The organism is Longispora albida DSM 44784 (assembly GCF_000379825.1).
GTDB lineage: Bacteria > Actinomycetota > Actinomycetes > Mycobacteriales > Micromonosporaceae > Longispora > Longispora albida.
On record NZ_KB903817.1, the window covers coordinates 106,977 to 122,547 of the forward strand.

16 protein-coding genes are annotated in these 15,571 nt (G+C 71.0%); 5 read left to right on the forward strand and 11 right to left on the reverse strand.

Annotation, left to right across the window (positions count from 1 at the left end):
* Positions 1-77: 77 nt before the first annotated feature.
* Positions 78-284, forward strand: coding sequence for a copper ion binding protein (locus tag A3G1_RS0110585; protein ID WP_018349449.1), 207 nt, complete (start codon positions 78-80; stop codon positions 282-284).
* Positions 285-329: 45 nt separating this feature from the next.
* Complete coding sequence (locus A3G1_RS0110590; RefSeq protein WP_018349450.1) at positions 330-2,525, forward strand: heavy metal translocating P-type ATPase; 2,196 nt, start codon at positions 330-332, stop codon at positions 2,523-2,525.
* A gap of 55 nt (positions 2,526-2,580) precedes the next feature.
* Here the strand turns inward: A3G1_RS0110590 and A3G1_RS0110595 are convergent, their stop codons facing one another.
* On the reverse strand, positions 2,581-3,543 hold the full coding sequence (locus tag A3G1_RS0110595; RefSeq protein ID WP_018349451.1) for a GNAT family N-acetyltransferase: 963 nt from the start codon (positions 3,541-3,543) through the stop codon (positions 2,581-2,583).
* A gap of 47 nt (positions 3,544-3,590) precedes the next feature.
* Positions 3,591-4,028, reverse strand: a complete 438-nt coding sequence (locus A3G1_RS0110600) for a hypothetical protein (RefSeq protein ID WP_018349452.1) — start codon at positions 4,026-4,028, stop codon at positions 3,591-3,593.
* Positions 4,029-4,136: 108 nt separating this feature from the next.
* Here A3G1_RS0110600 and A3G1_RS0110605 point away from each other — a divergent pair, with 108 nt between their 5' ends.
* Entirely contained in the window at positions 4,137-5,003 is an 867-nt protein-coding gene (locus A3G1_RS0110605) for a LysR family transcriptional regulator (RefSeq protein ID WP_018349453.1), read from the forward strand.
* Here A3G1_RS0110605 and A3G1_RS0110610 read toward each other — a convergent pair.
* The 7 genes from A3G1_RS0110610 to A3G1_RS38400 form a co-directional block, all read right to left on the reverse strand.
* Complete coding sequence (locus A3G1_RS0110610; protein WP_018349454.1) at positions 5,000-6,496, reverse strand: ATP-dependent DNA ligase; 1,497 nt, start codon at positions 6,494-6,496, stop codon at positions 5,000-5,002. The two genes, A3G1_RS0110605 and A3G1_RS0110610, sit on opposite strands and share 4 nt — an antisense overlap.
* Positions 6,497-6,565: 69 nt before the next feature.
* Complete coding sequence (locus tag A3G1_RS0110615; protein ID WP_018349455.1) at positions 6,566-7,546, reverse strand: ArsR/SmtB family transcription factor; 981 nt, start codon at positions 7,544-7,546, stop codon at positions 6,566-6,568.
* Between the two features lie 279 nt (positions 7,547-7,825).
* Complete coding sequence (locus A3G1_RS0110620) at positions 7,826-8,158, reverse strand: YbaB/EbfC family nucleoid-associated protein (protein ID WP_018349456.1); 333 nt, start codon at positions 8,156-8,158, stop codon at positions 7,826-7,828.
* A gap of 1 nt (position 8,159) precedes the next feature.
* Complete coding sequence (locus A3G1_RS0110625) at positions 8,160-8,924, reverse strand: hypothetical protein (protein ID WP_018349457.1); 765 nt, start codon at positions 8,922-8,924, stop codon at positions 8,160-8,162.
* Positions 8,921-9,970, reverse strand: coding sequence for a WXG100 family type VII secretion target (locus A3G1_RS38395; RefSeq protein ID WP_018349458.1), 1,050 nt, complete (start codon positions 9,968-9,970; stop codon positions 8,921-8,923). The genes A3G1_RS0110625 and A3G1_RS38395 overlap by 4 nt, the downstream gene beginning before the upstream one ends.
* Positions 9,960-10,295: a hypothetical protein gene (locus A3G1_RS0110635; RefSeq protein WP_018349459.1), complete on the reverse strand. Its 336-nt coding sequence runs from the start codon at positions 10,293-10,295 to the stop codon at positions 9,960-9,962. The genes A3G1_RS38395 and A3G1_RS0110635 overlap by 11 nt, the downstream gene beginning before the upstream one ends.
* Positions 10,296-10,320: 25 nt before the next feature.
* Positions 10,321-10,692: a YbaB/EbfC family nucleoid-associated protein gene (locus tag A3G1_RS38400; RefSeq protein WP_018349460.1), complete on the reverse strand. Its 372-nt coding sequence runs from the start codon at positions 10,690-10,692 to the stop codon at positions 10,321-10,323.
* A gap of 108 nt (positions 10,693-10,800) precedes the next feature.
* Here A3G1_RS38400 and A3G1_RS0110645 point away from each other — a divergent pair, with 108 nt between their 5' ends.
* Both A3G1_RS0110645 and A3G1_RS0110650 read left to right on the forward strand, forming a co-directional pair.
* A complete protein-coding gene (locus A3G1_RS0110645; protein ID WP_018349461.1) occupies positions 10,801-11,778 on the forward strand; it encodes a LysR family transcriptional regulator in 978 nt (325 codons plus the stop codon).
* Between the two features lie 118 nt (positions 11,779-11,896).
* On the forward strand, positions 11,897-13,369 hold the full coding sequence (locus A3G1_RS0110650; RefSeq protein WP_026212009.1) for a S1 family peptidase: 1,473 nt from the start codon (positions 11,897-11,899) through the stop codon (positions 13,367-13,369).
* Positions 13,370-13,454: 85 nt separating this feature from the next.
* Here A3G1_RS0110650 and A3G1_RS0110655 read toward each other — a convergent pair whose 3' ends face one another.
* Positions 13,455-14,351 carry an RNA polymerase sigma-70 factor gene (locus A3G1_RS0110655; RefSeq protein WP_018349463.1) on the reverse strand — a complete coding sequence of 299 codons (897 nt, stop codon included), beginning with the start codon at positions 14,349-14,351 and terminating at the stop codon, positions 13,455-13,457.
* A gap of 38 nt (positions 14,352-14,389) precedes the next feature.
* Positions 14,390-15,547 (reverse strand): NAD(P)/FAD-dependent oxidoreductase, encoded by a 1,158-nt coding sequence (locus A3G1_RS0110660; protein WP_018349464.1) that lies wholly within the window; start codon positions 15,545-15,547, stop codon positions 14,390-14,392.
* Between the last annotated feature and the right edge of the window lie 24 nt (positions 15,548-15,571).

The following is a 15,571-nucleotide window of genomic DNA, read 5'->3' on the forward strand; positions in this document are numbered from 1 at the left end:
GGGTATGGTACGGTCGAACGCGACCCGATACCCCCGGTGGGTATGCTGGGGAGAGCGACAGCAGAGAGGGCGAGCAGATGATCACCACCACGTACCAGGTTCAGGGCATGACGTGCGGCCACTGCGTGAACGCGGTCAGCACCGAGGTCGGCAGCCTGGCCGGAGTGACGCAGGTCGCGGTCGACCTGGCGAGCGGCGCGGTCACGGTGACCAGCGACGCCCCGCTCACCCAGGAGGCGGTGGCCGCGGCCGTCGACGAGGCCGGCTACGAGCTGGCCGGCTGAGCGGGGCCTGACGTGAGCCGCGCAGGGGAGAGGGGAGTGGCAGTCATGACCGGTACGGAACAGGTCGAGCTGAGCATCGGCGGCATGACCTGTGCCTCGTGCGCGGCCCGGATCGAGAAGAAGCTGAACAAGCTCGACGGCGTCCTCGCGACCGTCAACTACGCCACGGAGAAGGCGCGCATCCAGTTCTCTCCGCAGACCACGGTCGGCGAGCTGATCGCGACCGTCGAGAAGACCGGTTACACGGCGGAGCTGCCGAAGAAGGAGCCCGAGGCCCGGGAGGCCGGCGAGCAGCATGATCCGCTGCGGGCACTGCGCGACCGGGCCGTGATCAGCGCGCTGCTGGCCATCCCCGTGATCGCGATGGCGATGGTCCCGGCGCTCCAGTTCACCTACTGGCAGTGGGCGTCGCTGACGCTCGCCGCGCCGGTGATCGTGTGGGGCGCCTGGCCGTTCCACGTGGCGACCTGGAAGAACATGAAGACCGGCACGGCCACGATGGACACACTGGTCTCGATGGGTGTCCTGGCGGCCTTCGGCTGGTCGCTCTACGCCCTTTTCCTGGGTACCGCCGGCGAGCCCGGCATGACCCACCCGTTCACGTTCACCGTGGACCGGCTGGCCGGAGCGGGCAACATCTATCTCGAGGTGGCGGCCGGTGTCACCACCTTCATCCTGGCCGGGCGGTATTTCGAGCACCGGGCCAAGCGGCGGGCGGGCTCCGCACTCCGCGCGCTGCTCGAACTGGGCGCCAAGGACGTCGCCGTCCTCCGGGAGGGCAAGGAGATCCGGATTCCCGCTGACCAGCTCGCCGTCGGTGAGCTGTTCGTGGTCCGCCCCGGCGAGAAGATCGCGACGGACGGCGTGGTGGCCGAGGGTACGTCAGCCGTGGACGCCAGCCTGCTGACCGGTGAGTCCGTGCCGGTCGAGGTCGGGCCGGGTGACGCGGTGACCGGGGCGACCGTCAACGCCGGAGGACGCCTGGTCGTCCGCGCGACCCGGGTCGGAGCCGACACCCAGCTCGCCCAGATGGCCCGCCTCGTCGAGGAGGCGCAGAACGGCAAGGCGGAGGTCCAGCGGCTCGCCGACCGGATCTCTGGCATCTTCGTCCCGATCGTGATCACGCTCGCGGTCGCGACCCTGGGCTTCTGGCTCGGTACGGGCGGCACGGCGGCAGCGGCCTTCACCGCGGCCGTGGCGGTCCTGATCATCGCGTGCCCGTGTGCGCTGGGCCTGGCCACGCCGACAGCGCTCATGGTCGGTACCGGGCGGGGCGCGCAGCTCGGCATCCTGATCAAGGGCCCGGAGGTGCTGGAGTCGACCCGGCGGATCGACACGATCGTGCTGGACAAGACGGGTACGGTCACCACCGGCAAGATGGCGCTGGCCGAGGTCATCGCCGCTCCGGGCGAGGACAGCGACACCGTCCTGCGGTTCGCCGCCGCCGTCGAGGCCGGCTCGGAGCACCCGATCGCCCAGGCCATCGCGCACGCGGTCCCGGACCGCCCGGCCGTCACGGCCTTCAGGAACCTGCCGGGGCTCGGCGTCCAGGGCACAGTGGACGGCCGCGAGGTGCTCGTCGGCCGCCCGAGCCTGCTGGCCGAGCACGGCATGACGCTCGACATCGGTGTACCGGACGACGGCCGGACCGTGGTCGCGGTCGGCTGGGACGGCGTGGTCCGTGGCCTGCTGGCCGTGGCGGACACGGTCAAGCCGACGTCGGCGGAGGCGATCAGCAGGCTGAAGGCGCTGGGGCTGCGCCCGGTACTGCTGACCGGCGACAACGAGACCGTGGCCCGCGCCGTGGCCGCCGAGGTGGGCATCGGCGAGGTCATCGCCGGCGTCCTCCCCGAGGGCAAGGTGGACGTGGTCAAGCGGCTCCAGGCCGAGGGCCGGGTGGTCGCGATGGCTGGCGACGGCGTGAACGACGCGGCGGCGCTGGCGCAGGCCGACCTGGGCCTCGCGATGGGTACCGGGGCCGACGTGGCGATCGAGGCCTCCGACCTCACCCTGGTCCGGGGCGACCTGCGGGCCACCGCGGACGCCATCAGGCTGGCGCGCGCCACCCTCCGTACCATCAAAGGGAACTTGTTCTGGGCTTTCGCCTACAACGTCGCGGCACTGCCGCTGGCCGCCGCAGGCCTGCTGAACCCGATGATCGCCGGTGCGGCCATGGCCTTCTCCTCGATCTTCGTAGTCACCAACAGCCTCCGCCTCCGCGGATTCCAGGCAGCGAAGTAGGGCAACCAGTGACGCGTACGGCCCCGGGGTTCCCATCCCGGGGCCGCCGGGCTGATCAGGCGTCCGGGCTCCACGTCATCGTGAGGGCACGCTCGAAGACCGAGTAGCCGGCCCGCTCGAAAGCCTGCGCCATCGGCACGTTGCCCAGGTCGGTGGCTGCCCGGACCCGGGGAGCTCCCGCCTCGACGAGCGTCCGGGTACCCCGGGCCAGCAGGTCGGCGACGTAGCCCTGCCCGCGGTGGGCCGGCAGCACGGCGATGTAGGCGATGATGTGGTTGTACGGGTTCCTCGCCGGGATCACGAACCCGACCGGCTCCCCGGACGGCAGCGTCGCGACCTCCCACCACTCGCGCGGCGAGGCGTACCGGGCGAACTCCTGGTCGAAGTGGCTTTCCGCTGTCTCGCGCGGTGTCATGACCTGCATGTCCATCGTGGAGTACGCGTCGAGGGTGCCTTCGAGTACTTCCTCCATCAGCGGGATCAGCTCTTCGCGGCCGCCGGCCACCCGGTACGACAGCCGGCCGCTCTCCGGTGGCACCTCGGTGAGGGACGAGAAGGTCAGCCGGAGCCGTTCGACGAGCAGCCGGGCGCCCGTGCGTTCCAGCGCGGACATCAGAGCGCTGACGGTGGCGTACTCGTCCGGATCCTCGCGCCAGCCCGGCGAGACGAACCGCACGTAGTCCGGCCGCAGGTCCCCGGCCGGCAGCGCGGCGGCCAGCAGCTCGCCGGTCAGGTCGCGATGCGCGGGGTCGACGTCGAAGATGTCCAGCATGGCCGGTTCGGCGGCACCCGGAGCCGACCAGAAGCCGATCCGGCCGACGACCTTCCCGGCGCGCTCGGCGATCCACATCCACTCGGGACGGCGGCGGCCGACCTCAAGATCGTCGGCGAGTTCGTGGTTGAGGACGTAGGGCAGCTGGAGGAAGAGGTCGATCTCGGCAGGTGAGGTGAGCTGGCGGATCTGGGTGCGAGCCGGTTCTGCGGCGGTGGTCGTGGCGCTCAGGGTGTCAGTGCTCATCGCGGATGTCCTCAGGTTCTGCGGGTGGGCGGGATGCTGGCCGGAGGTCACAGGTCCCCGGTCTCGGGGGCCTCGACGACGAGGTGGACGCGCCGCGTGCGGAATCCGAGCTCCCGCAACAGCTGGTGATTCGCTGGCGTCGCCACCGTCTCCACCTCACTGACATACGGAAAATCCCTGATCAGGTACCTGAGCAGCGCCGCGGTCACCCAGATCTCCAGCGAGCCGGTCTGGCCGGGGCGAGGGGTGGGAGCCCGCAGGATCGCCCGGTCCGGTACCGACGGCCGCACCAGGCCCTCGGCGTCGGTCACGGCCCGGCCGTCATCGGCGAGCACGGTGACCGTGAGTACCAGACCCAGCGGCTGGACCGTGCTGTCCTCCGCCAGCGTGTGGCCGGGGTGGTCCTCGCCAGCCAGCTCCTCCAGCCATACCGGGTGTACCTCCCCAAACTCCAGCGAAAGATGATGAAAAGCATTCACCTCCATGCGTCTACGATCACATCCGCCCGGCGGGGCAACAAGGTCGAACCGCGAAAGGTTCGATAATCACGGCTTAACGCTGCGGGACCTGGGGGCACGGTGGAACTTCGCGACATGGAAGTCTTCCTGGTCCTCGCCGAGGAACTCCACTTCGGACGGACAGCAGAGCGGCTGCGGATCTCCGCCGCCAGGGTCAGCCAGACGATCAGCAAACAGGAACGGCAGATCGGCGCCCCGCTGTTCGAGCGGACCAGCCGCAAGGTCACGCTCACCCCGATCGGCCAGCAGTTCCTCGCCGAACTGCGCCCGGCGTACGAGGAGCTCCGGCGGGTGGTCGAGACCACGGTCGCCGTCGCGCGCGGCCACGAGGGCACGCTCACGCTCGGCATCATGGGTGCGATGGGCCACGAGATCTTCCCGATCCTCGACCTCTTCCGCGCCCGGCACCCGGCCTGCGCCCTCCAGCTCCGCGAGGCCCACTTCAGCGACCCCTTCGGCCCGCTGCGCTCCGGCCAGGTCGACGTCCAGCTCACGTGGGGGCCGGTCCGGGAGCCGGACCTGGCGGTGGGGCCGGAGGTGTACACGGAGAGCAGCGTGCTCGCCGTCCCGGACGGCCACCCGCTCGCCGCCCGGCAGTCGGTGTCCCTTGAGGACCTCGCCGGCTACCCGGTGATGGCCGTACCCTCCCAGGCCCCCGAGTACTGGATCGACGCCATCTCGCCCTTCCGCACGCCGAGCGGCCGGCCGATCGCCAGGGACACCACGGTCGTCACGTTCCAGGAGGTGCTGACACTCGTGGCGGCCGGAGTATCGATCACGCCCGTCCACGCGCACGCCGTGAAGTACTACCAGCGGCCGGGCATCGTCTTCGTGCCCATCCACGACGCCCAGCCCTGCTCCTGGTACCTGATCTGGCGGGCCGCCGGTGAGACCACGCTGGTCAGGGCCTTCGCCCAGGCGGCAAGGGACGCGACCGGTTAGGGCGTGTCCACAGCGGAGGCCGGTGCGAGCGCGCGGACCGAGGCGAGCGTGTCGGCGTCGGCCGGCCGCTTGTCCTCCCGGTACCGCAGGACGCGGGCGAAGCGGAGCGCGACCCCACCCGGATACCTTGTGCTGCGCTGCACCCCGTCGAAGGCGATCTCCGCGACCAGCTCGGGCCGGACATGCACCGTCCAGTCGTCCTCCCGGACGGCCAGCCCGCGCAGCCGCTCGGTCTGCCAGCGCAGCATCTCGTCCGTGAGGCCCTTGAACGTCTTGCCGAGCATCACGAACCCGCCACCCTCCGGGTCCCGCGCGCCCAGATGCAGGTTCGACAGCCAGCCCTGGCGGCGGCCGTGCCCCCACTCGGCGGCCAGGATCACCAGGTCGAGCGTGTGCCGTGGCTTGATCTTCAGCCAGGCGCCGCCCCGCCGCCCCGCGTCGTACGCCGACCGCGGGTCCTTGAGCACGATGCCCTCGTGCCCGGCGGCGAGCGCGCCGGCCATCGCCTCGCCGATCTCGTCCTCACTGGACACCAGCCTGCGGCCGATCACCTGGCCGGCAGGCACGGCCGCGTCGAGGGCCGCGAACCGCACGCTGGCCGGCTCGTCGATCAGGTCCTGGCCGTCGAGGTGGAGCAGGTCGAAGAAGTACGGCAGCAGGACGCCCTCCTTGCGCACCGTGTCCTGGAACGCCAGCGGGCGGCCGTCAGAGGCGAGCCCGAGCCCCTCACCGTCCAGAATGGCCCGGCTGGCCGGGAGCGCCGCAGCGGCGGCCACGATGCCGGGCATCCGGGCGGTGATGTCGTCGAGGCTGCGGGTGTAGACGCCGATGTCGGAACCGTCCTTGTGTACCTGGATCCGGATGCCGTCGAGCTTGGTGTCCGCATACGCCGGGCTGAACTTGCCGAGCGCCTCTGCGGCGTCGGCGGCCGGCTGGGCGAGCATCGGCGCGAGCGGCCGGCCGACCTCCAGCCCGATCCCGCCCAGGTCGCCGTGCAGCGCGGCCTCCGCGACCGTCTTGAGATCCCCGGAGAGCAGCAGCGCCCGGCGGATCCGCGCGACCGGCAGCCCGGCGGCGAGCGCCACGGCGTCGGTCAGCACCCCGAGCAGTGCGCCCTGCCGGACCTCACCGGTGAGCAGGCCGCGCAGCAGCACCTGTTCACCGGCCGTCGCGGCCCCGAACAACTCGCCGACCGCTGATCTCTTCGCCGCCTGGGAGCCTGGCCCTGTCATGCCCCCGATCCGCTCGAAGGCCCCGTCCACAGCCGCGACGCTCAGCACCGCGTGATCGGACGCGGACGGCAGCTCGCGCAGGCTGGCCCAGCCGACCCCGATCTGCCGTTGGCGCAGCTCGCCGGCCAGGAAGGCTGTGCCTGCCCTGATCTCCTCCGGGCCGAGCTGGCCCAGGCAGGCCGCCAGCAGCCGGATCTTCTCCTTGCGGGCTGAGGTGGCCGCGACAGCGGCCGAGCAGGCGGCGAGCTCGGCGAACAACATGCCCCGATTATGCGCAGGACCCCCGACAGTATTCCGGGGAACGAGATCAGCCGGCGTGATCGGCCGGAATCAGCCGGTGTGGTTGAGCAGTGACCAGCCGAGCCGGGTCAGGTGGTGGACCATCCGGTTGCCCGAGCGGTGGCTGGAGACCAGGCCTGCCCGGCGCAGCACCGTCGCGTGCTCGCTCGCCGACGCCGCGGACACGCCGGTCCGCCTGGCCAGGTCACTCGTCGTGCAGCCCGCCCCGATCGCGGCCAGCATCGCGGCCCGGGTCTGGCCGAGCAGCTGGCCGAGAGCCGGGTCGCGCTGGACCTCCGGGCCGATCAGCCCGCTCGTCATGCCCTCCACCGGGTACACCAGCACCGGGGGCAGCAGCGGGTCGAACAGCGTGATCGGGTTGACCAGGCAGAAGTAGGACGGGACGAGCACCAGGCCGCGCCCGCCGAGATACAGCTCCTGGTCGCGGTGCCCCGGCACGCGCAGCTCGCCGGCCGTCCACTCCATCCGGGGCCCGAAACTGCCGAGCATCCCCTCGACCCCGCTGCTGACCAGGGCCTGCGTCCGGATCGCCCGGTCGTGGTCCACGGCTGCGTCGATCTGCGGCTGGTACGGGGTGATCGCCACGCCGAAGTACTCGGCCATCGTGTCGGTGAGCCGGACCAGCGCGGCCACGTCGCCGTCGGCCAGCAGCCGGGTACTCGACGGCAGCTCCTCCCGCACGGACAGCTGCCGCAGATCCCGGCCCAGCAGCTCCGCCGGGGTACTCCTGATCGCTTCGAGGCCGCCGGCCAGCCCGCCGGGGACGCCGGGGGTGAGGAAGTCCGGAAAGTACCCGAAAATGGGGGTGAGCCGCAGCAGGGTCCGCAGCCTCGCCGTGAGGCCCGCACCGCGCAGGGCGGTGATCGTCCGCCGCCGCCACGGGCCGAAGAGCAGGTCACCACGCTGCCTGCGCAGCATCTGGAGGCTGAGCACCATCTCCCACATCGGGTCAGGCATCATCGCGACCCGGGTCCGGGCCACGTCCTCGCTGGTGAAGTAGATCCTGAGCATGACTCCATCCGGGCAGGGGGTGCCGGGGGACTCTACCCCGCCGATCGGCCCGGTGGGGGCTCCCTGACCCCCCTTCCACAAGGGACTTTCGGCGTAGGCCGAAGATCGTTGCGCTCCCGGCCGGTGCCGTCAACCCTAGAGAGGCCCGCACCACGGGGGTTCGCAGCTTCGGGGTCTGCGCGCCGCGGGCTGCCTCACCCAGAGGGTCGCCGGGGGAGGTTGGGCAGAATGGCACAACCTCCCCGGAGGCGCCGGGGAGGCTGGCGGGAAACCGGGGTGTCAGTCCCCGGGGCGGGTGATCTCCGGCAGGTTGCCGCTGAGCAGGGTCACGTCCACCGGCAGATCCGGGTACTCGGCGGCGAGCGCGGCCAGCTTCGCGTTGGCCAGGCCGGTGGCCTCGTGGATCGCGGACGTGACGGTCTCGCTGAGCGAGGCCGCGGTGTGCCGGGTCGCCCGCTCACTGAGCTGCACGCCGGTGACGACGCCGCCGGGGCGGACGGTCACTGTCACCGCGTAGTCGCTGGAGGTGTGCTCCACAGCCAGGTCACGGAGCTGGGCCGCGAACTCGTTGGCCTGGGCGATCTGCGCGGTCAGCTTCTGGCGTGGATCCATCTCAGGCAACGTGCAGCCTCCCCTGGGTGTATGCGGGCACGGCGGCCCGGATCACCTCAGGTGCGTTTCCCTGCAGGCCGGCCAGTGGAATCTCGGCCGCCCCCGCCCGCAGGACCTGTGGCCCGAGGCTCAGCCCGGCCGCCGCCTGCCAGGGTAGCGAACCGCTGGCCGAGGCCACCCGCCAGCTCAGCCCGGCACCGTCCACTGTGAGGTGGTCGGAGGTGGCCCGGCGAAACTTCCGGACGAAGTAGACACCGGCGGCCGTGCAGGCCAGCAGAACCGGCAGCGGGCTGAGCAGCAGCTGCGGCTTGCCGGCGGCCTGCGGGATGACGAGCACGACCGCCAGGAACAGCCAGATCAGCGCGATCATGGCGGTGATGAACAGGCTGCGCCAGTGCCGGACTGGATCCTGCCGGCTGTCGCTGGGGATGGCCAGCCGCTCCGGCTGGTAGGGCGCGCCGAAGGAACCCAGGTAGCGGTAGTCCACGGCGGTCACCTGGCCGGGCCGGACGTCCAGCTCGGCACGCGGGTTCGACGCGGAGGGCTCGTACCCGGCTTCGACGGTGTGCCGCCCGGCCGGGACCGGGAAGAGGTGCACGCCCAGCGGCAGGTCGCCGAGGACCTGCCCGCCGAGCCGGAAGACGGTGCGGCGCTCCGGAGTCCGGTAACCGGCGGGGAACGACCGCCAGAACGGCAGGCCGAACTCCCACAGGTACGACCAGGTGGTCCGGTAGATCCGGATCTGGAGCCAGCCGCCGTCCGTCATATGGCTTTCAAACCCTTTTCGATGTCCTCTTCGGACTGCCTGCCGTCGAGGTACTCCTTGCCGTCAGCGGCCAGGTTGTATCCGAGGCCGCCGAGCGCGCCAGCCGACTCGGCCTTCCAGCCGGCGAAGTCGAGCACGAACGGTCGTTTGCGGATCGTCTGGCCCTGCACGTTGAGCGTGTTGGCCACGCCGTCGTACTTGCGGGTCAGGCGGGCCATCCGTGCATAGTAGCGCCGGATGCCCATCGCGAGCTTCTGGAGGATGGTCTTGAGCCGGCCCATCACGCTGACGATCCGGGTCAGCGCCATCGACACCCGCGACGTGGCCACAGCCGCGTTACCGGCGGTGGCGGCGCCGGCGGCCGCCGTCGAGGCACCCAGCGTCGGAGCCGCCGCGGCCAGCGCCGCGAGCCACGTGATGATCAACCAGGTGACGAACTGGGCGATGATGTCGAGGATCAGCGCCTGAGCCACCTCCATCAGCACCTTCGACACCTCGAGGATCATGCCGAGGCTCTGCACCTCGCTCGCCATGCCGAGGATGCCGGTCGCGAACTGGTCGAGCCGGTCCCTCGCCGCGTCGCCGGCCTGGCCGACCCACTGGGCCATCTCCGGGCCCTTGACGGTGTCGTGCAGCTCCTTGGCCAGCTCGGTCAGCTCCTTGCCGACCTCTTTCCACTTGTCGGCGTCCTTCTCGATCCGCTCCGGGTTGCCGGTGACCAGCCCGAGGGCGTCCTCCAGCGGCTGGATCCAGTCGATCAGGAAGCCGAGCCCGTTGGAGACGAGCCAGGTGATCGGGTCGACGATGGCGCTGGCCACGTTGCCAGCCAGGTCCATGACCGCGCCCTGGAGGCTGAGCACGTCGCCCTTGCCGAAGGCCTCGGTGAGCTGCTTGTACTGCTCCATGAAGGACAGCTCGTCGATGGCGTTCGGGTCGAGCGGCCCCTCGACCAGGGTCGGGTCCTTGTCCTTCCCGTTGTCGATCTCCGTCCAGCCCTTGTCGTAGTTGAACGGGTTGTTCGGGTTGGCTGGTTCGTCATCGGCCACGGCGCTGCTCCAGGATGGTCCGCATGCTGTCCAGGTCGGCCTTGCCCTGGTTGTCGTCGTGCTCGTAGGCGTCGGCGCACTTGCCGAGCTTGGTCACCGCGCTCTCGAAGCCCTCGACCATCATGTCGAGGTGCTCGTAGATCTCGTCGGAGACCGAGTTGTACATCACCGGCAGCATGACGGTGGCGTAGCCGAGCGCACCCCAGAGGTAGGGGTCGATGTCGGCGTCCTTGGCCTTCTGCTTGGTCTCGCCGCCCTTCTCACCCATCTTCTTGATCTTGGCGGCGATCTCGCGGATCTTCACCGGATCGGCCTTGACGCTCATCGTGCACCTCCACCACATCGGGCGTTCATCGGTCGTCCTCCGGCGGCAGGGCCTCCTCGGGGATGCTGGACCGGACCAGGCCGACGATGTCCATCCGCTCGCCGGTCAGCGACTGCACCACCGTGGCGGTCTCCAGCGCGACCTTGGCGCCGGCGGCCTGGATGGTGGACAGGATGACGTGGCTGAGGACGCCGGGGCCGTGCCGCATCACGGACTCGGAGATCCGCACGCCGCGGATCGCGCCACCGGAAGCCGCCGTCACCTCCACCCCGCCGTCGGGTGAGCTGACCGTGACGGTGAGGTTCGCGAGGCGCTCACGGACGTCGGCGTACCTGCGGAGCTGTTCTTCGGAGTCTTCCTGGAGCCTGCGGAGAAGATCATCGGGGAGGTCTGGCACGCCAGGGATCGTAACCAACGTGATCAAGAAGCCCGCCCGGGTAGTTCCCGTGCCCAGTTCGGACAGAGGGGTGTTGTGTGAGCTGGGTCTCGCCATAGTGTTCAGTGCATGCATCTGGAGCTGCGGCACCTGCGGGTGATCTGCACGATCGCTGAGACGGGCAGCGTGACCAAGGCCGCCTCGGTGCTCGGGCTCGCCCAGGCCGCGCTCACCGCCCAGCTGCACCGGATCGAGGGCTCGCTGGGCGGCCAGCTCTTCGAGCGGGACCGGCGCGGTGCCCGGCCGACGGCGCTGGGTGAGCTGGTCCTGGCCAGAGCCAGGGTGCTGCTCCCCGCCGTCCAGGATCTGCGTGCGGACGCTGCCAGGCTGGCCAGTGCCGAAACCCTCATCCGGTACCGGATCGGAGCCGTCAACGGCCCCATCCTCGGCGGCCTGGTGCACCGGCTGGCCGCCGAGCAGCCCGAGGCCGGCATCACGACCCACCCGGCCTGGTCGGCGGCGGAGCTCGCTGGCCTGGTCGCCACCGGCCGCCTCGACTTCGCCCTGATCGGGGTGTGCGGGGACGCTGGCCCGCCTGCGGGGAAGGGCAGCCCGGGGGCGCAGCTGGAGTGGCGGGCGATCGCGGCAGACCCCGTGTTCGTCCTGCTGCCCGACCACCATCCGCTGGCCGGTCAGCCCGAGGTCGCGCTGGCCGCCCTGGCTGGCGAGCACTGGGCCGCCACGCCCGGCGACGGTTGCTTCTCCGACTGTTTCGCCGCGGCCTGCGTCCGGGCGGGCTTCGCGCCGAAGCCGATGTACGAGGCCGACCTCGGCGGCGTGATCGACCTGGTACGCGCCGGGGAGGCCGTCGCGCTCTGCCAGCCGACGTTCCGCCAGGTCCCGGGGCTGGCCGCCTATCCGCTCTCCGGGAATCCGCTGCGCTGGCGGCACCTGCTCGGCTGGCTGCCCGGCTCGCCGGCCGCAGGGTTCGCCGGGAGGCTGGCCCGGCATGCCGTGGCGGCGTACGACGAGGCGGCGGGCCGCTCGGCCAGGTACCGGGAGTGGCTGGCGGGGCACTCCGGGTTCGGCACGCTCGTTCCGCTGTAGACGGCTGGCGCGCACGCGGATGGTATGACCTGTCTGGTATCTATGTCTGCCGATCTCTGGCTGGCTAGCCTGACGGCGATCATCCGTCGAACTCCTCACCCCTCAGGAGTCAGCCAGCATGAACAGGAAACGCACAGCTCTAGCGATCGCAGGGCTGGTGGCGGCCGGAGCCGCCGTCACAGCGCTGACGATCCCGGCCTCCGCCGACCCCGGTACCGGCACCGTCGCCCCCATCGCCCCGGAGGTCCAGGCCGCCGTCGAGCGTGACCTCGGGCTCACCCCCGGCGCGGCCCAGGAACGCTTCCGCGCCGAGGAACGCGCCGCCCGCGTCGAGCCCGGCCTGCGCCGCCAGCTCGGCGAAACCTTCGGCGGCGGATGGCTGTCGGCGGACGGCAAGACGTACAAGGTCGGGGTCACCGACAAGAACCAGGCGCGGAAGGTGAAGGCCGCCGGAGCCGAGCCGGTCACCGTCGCGCGCAGCGAACGGCAGCTCGACGCCATCCGGACCAGGCTCGACGGAGTGCTGTCCGGGGTGGAGGGCATCCCCGTCTGGTACACCGATGTCACTACCAACTCTGTCGTCGTGAAGGCACACGCTGGTGTGATGACCAAGGCCGCCGACCTGGTCCGTGGGTCCGGTGTGGACGGTGCCGCCGTGCGGGTCGTGGAGAGCACCGAGGCGCCGCGTCCGCTGATCGACGTGATCGGCGGCAACGCGTACTACATCGGCAGCGGCACCCGCTGTTCCATCGGTTTCTCCGTCAACGGCGGCTTCGTCACGGCCGGGCACTGCGGCTCGAACGGCGCGTCGACCACCCAGCCCAGCGGTACGTTCCGTGGCTCGTCCTTCCCGGGCAACGACTACGCCTGGGTGCAGGTCGCGGCCGGTAACACCCCGCGTGGCCTGGTCAACAACTACTCGGGCGGCACCGTGACCGTCGCCGGTTCGACCGAGGCGGCCGTCGGCTCCTCGATCTGCCGTTCGGGCTCGACGACCGGCTGGCGCTGCGGCACGATCCAGGCCCGCAACTCCTCCGTCACGTACCCGCAGGGCACCGTCACCGGCCTGATCCAGACCACCGTGTGCGCGGAGCCCGGAGACTCGGGCGGCTCGGCGATCTCCGGCAGCCAGGCCCAGGGCGTGACGTCCGGCGGCTCCGGCAACTGCTCGTCCGGCGGCACGACGTACTTCCAGCCGGTCAACGAGATCCTCTCGGTGTACGGCCTCACCCTCGTCACCGGCGGCGGCAACCCGACCCCGACGCCGACCGGTACCAGCACGCCACCCGGTGGCTGCACGGGCTACTCGGGCACCCTGTCGGCGGGCGGCAGCCAGGTCCAGCCGAACAACAGCTACTACCAGTCCACTGTGTCCGGCACGCACGGCGGGCGGCTCTGCGGCCCGGCGGGCGCCGACTTCGACCTCTTCCTCCAGAAGTGGAACGGCAGCTCGTGGGCGCAGGTAGCCAAGTCCGACAGCCCCAGCAACAACGAGACCATCTCCTACAGCGGGACGGCCGGCTACTACCGGTACGTCGTGCAGGCGTACGCCGGTTCCGGGGCCTACACGCTCGGCATCACCAAGCCGTAGGCGCCTGACCGGTACGAACCTCTCGGAGCCTCCCCAGAGGAGACAGCGGGACCAGCCCCACCTCGGCTGGTCCCGCTGTCTGTCGCTACCGGAGGGTGATCGGGGTCTCCTCGTCGAGGCGGGTCAGCTTCTGCGGGTTGCGGACGTAGTACATGCCGGTGATCTGGCCGCCGTCGACGTGGACAGCCATGACGCCGTCGAACTCGCCGTCGAGGTGGACCAGCAGCGCAGGGTTGCCGTTGACGACAGCCGCCTCGCACGTGACGATCGCTCCAGCCTTGCCGAGCCCGCCCTGGAGCAGCCTGAACACCTTGTCCTGGCCGAGGATCGGCCGCAGTGCCGCGTGCTTGACGCCGCCACCGTCACCGACCAGGACGATGTCGGGCGCGAGCACCTTGAGCAGCGACTGGACGTCCCCGGTCTCCAGCGCGTGCTGGAGCGACTCGACGGCGGCCCACGCCTGGTCCTGCGAGGCCTGCTGGCGGGGGCGGCGGGCGTCGACGTGCTGGCGGGCGCGGTGCGCGATCTGGCGTACGGCCGCCGGGGTCTTGCCGACCGCCTCCGCGATCTCGTCGTAGTCCACGTCGAAGGCCTCACGCAGCACGAAGACAGCGCGTTCGGTGGGGGTGAGGGTCTCCAGGACCAGCATGAGCGCCATCGACATGCTCTCGGCGAGGTCGCTGTCCTCCGCGACGCCCGGCGCGGTCAGCAGGGGCTCCGGCAGCCACGGGCCGACGTAGGACTCCTTGCGCTGCTTCATGCTGCGCAGCCGGTTGAGCGCCTGCCGGGTGGTGATCCTGACCAGGTACGCGCGCTGGTCGCGCACCTGGTCGAGATCCACGGCGACCCAGCGCAGCCACGTCTCCTGGAGCACGTCCTCGGCGTCGGCCGCCGAGCCGAGCATCTCGTAGGCGACGGTGAAGAGCAGGTTGCGGTGGGCGAGGAAAGTCTCGGTGGCTGGGTCAGCGGCGTGCGGCTTCATGTCCGCTACTCTCCCCCAGCCGGATTCCGAGTTGATCATCAGGCGGCCAGCTTCGCCTTGCGGGTGCCGTCCCGGAGCCACTTGTGCGAGCCGGGCTTGCTGGCCTCGTGGATCAGGTGCTTGACACTGAAGTTGCAGGCCAGCTCCTTCATCTTCTTGCCGGCGCCGCCGGAGAGGTACAGCCGCAGCGGGGACGTGTCCTTGCGGGTGAGCTGGTAGACGCCGCCCTCGCGGCCCAGGCTGACACAGACGGCCAGGAAGGCCACGTCAGCGGAGGTCGGCTGCTCGCCGGCCAGCCGGTGGAGGATCGTGTCGGCGGCGTGCGCGCCCAGGCAGTACGCCACGTAGGCACTCATCCTGAACGGCAGGTTCGACGGAGCCGCCGAGTCGCCGGCCGCGAGGATGCGGTCGTCGTCCACGCTGGTCAGCGACTCGTCGGTGATGATCCGGCCCACGGCGTCGACGGTCAGCCCGCTGCGCGCCGCCAGGTCCGGCACGGCGAAACCGGCGGCCCAGATCGTGACGTCGCTGGGCAGTACCCGGCCGTCGGCGAGCCGCACGGCGTCCCGCGTCACGGCCGTGACCTTCGCGGCCGAGCCCTCGATCACGGTCACGCCGAGCTGGGCGAACCGCTTGGCCGCACCGCGCCGGGCCTTCGGGTGCAGGTACGGCGCGAGCTCGCCGCCGCAGACCAGCGTCACGCGCCGGCCCTGCTCGGCCAGCTCGGCCGCCGTCTCCAGGCCGGTCGGGCCGGCCCCGATGACGGTGACGGCCGCCGAAGCTGGCGTGGTCTCCAGTACCGCCCGGAGCCGCTTCGCCGCCTCAAGGGTCGCGACGGGGTAGGAGAACTCGCCGGCTCCCGGTACCGGCTGCTCGAAGTTGCCGCTGCCGACCGCGTAGACCAGGTAGTCGTAGTCGAGTGTCCCGCCGCTGGCGAGCGCCACGGTCCGCCCGGCGGCGTCGATCCGGTCCACACTGTCCACGACGAGCTGGACGCTGCCGGCCAGGACCTCCTGGTAGCTGTAGACGGCGCTGTGCGACCCGCCGACGAGCTGGTGCAACCGGAGCCGCGCCACGAACTCGGTGCGCGGGTTGACCATCGTGACGGTCACGTCCCCGTTCTGGGTCAGCCGGTTGGCCGCCATGACACCGGCGTAGCCGCCGCCGACCACAACCACGTTCGTCTTCTTCGTCATCGGTATCTCCTCGGTGTCACAGGG

Excerpts from the sequence above, each read along its gene's own strand:
- A3G1_RS0110600 (WP_018349452.1), bottom strand. The coding sequence starts at position 4,028 with ATGGAGGTGAATGCTTTTCATCATCTTTCGCTGGAGTTTGGGGAGGTA.
- A3G1_RS0110610 (WP_018349454.1), bottom strand. The coding sequence starts at position 6,496 with ATGTTGTTCGCCGAGCTCGCCGCCTGCTCGGCCGCTGTCGCGGCCACC.
- A3G1_RS0110645 (WP_018349461.1), top strand. The coding sequence starts at position 10,801 with ATGCATCTGGAGCTGCGGCACCTGCGGGTGATCTGCACGATCGCTGAG.
- A3G1_RS0110655 (WP_018349463.1), bottom strand. The coding sequence starts at position 14,351 with ATGAAGCCGCACGCCGCTGACCCAGCCACCGAGACTTTCCTCGCCCAC.
- A3G1_RS0110595 (WP_018349451.1), bottom strand. The coding sequence starts at position 3,543 with ATGAGCACTGACACCCTGAGCGCCACGACCACCGCCGCAGAACCGGCT.
- A3G1_RS0110615 (WP_018349455.1), bottom strand. The coding sequence starts at position 7,546 with ATGCTCAGGATCTACTTCACCAGCGAGGACGTGGCCCGGACCCGGGTC.
- A3G1_RS0110620 (WP_018349456.1), bottom strand. The coding sequence starts at position 8,158 with ATGGATCCACGCCAGAAGCTGACCGCGCAGATCGCCCAGGCCAACGAG.
- A3G1_RS0110590 (WP_018349450.1), top strand. The coding sequence starts at position 330 with ATGACCGGTACGGAACAGGTCGAGCTGAGCATCGGCGGCATGACCTGT.
- A3G1_RS0110650 (WP_026212009.1), top strand. The coding sequence starts at position 11,897 with ATGAACAGGAAACGCACAGCTCTAGCGATCGCAGGGCTGGTGGCGGCC.
- A3G1_RS0110635 (WP_018349459.1), bottom strand. The coding sequence starts at position 10,295 with ATGAGCGTCAAGGCCGATCCGGTGAAGATCCGCGAGATCGCCGCCAAG.
- A3G1_RS0110585 (WP_018349449.1), top strand. The coding sequence starts at position 78 with ATGATCACCACCACGTACCAGGTTCAGGGCATGACGTGCGGCCACTGC.
- A3G1_RS0110625 (WP_018349457.1), bottom strand. The coding sequence starts at position 8,924 with ATGACGGACGGCGGCTGGCTCCAGATCCGGATCTACCGGACCACCTGG.
- A3G1_RS0110605 (WP_018349453.1), top strand. The coding sequence starts at position 4,137 with ATGGAAGTCTTCCTGGTCCTCGCCGAGGAACTCCACTTCGGACGGACA.
- A3G1_RS0110660 (WP_018349464.1), bottom strand. The coding sequence starts at position 15,547 with ATGACGAAGAAGACGAACGTGGTTGTGGTCGGCGGCGGCTACGCCGGT.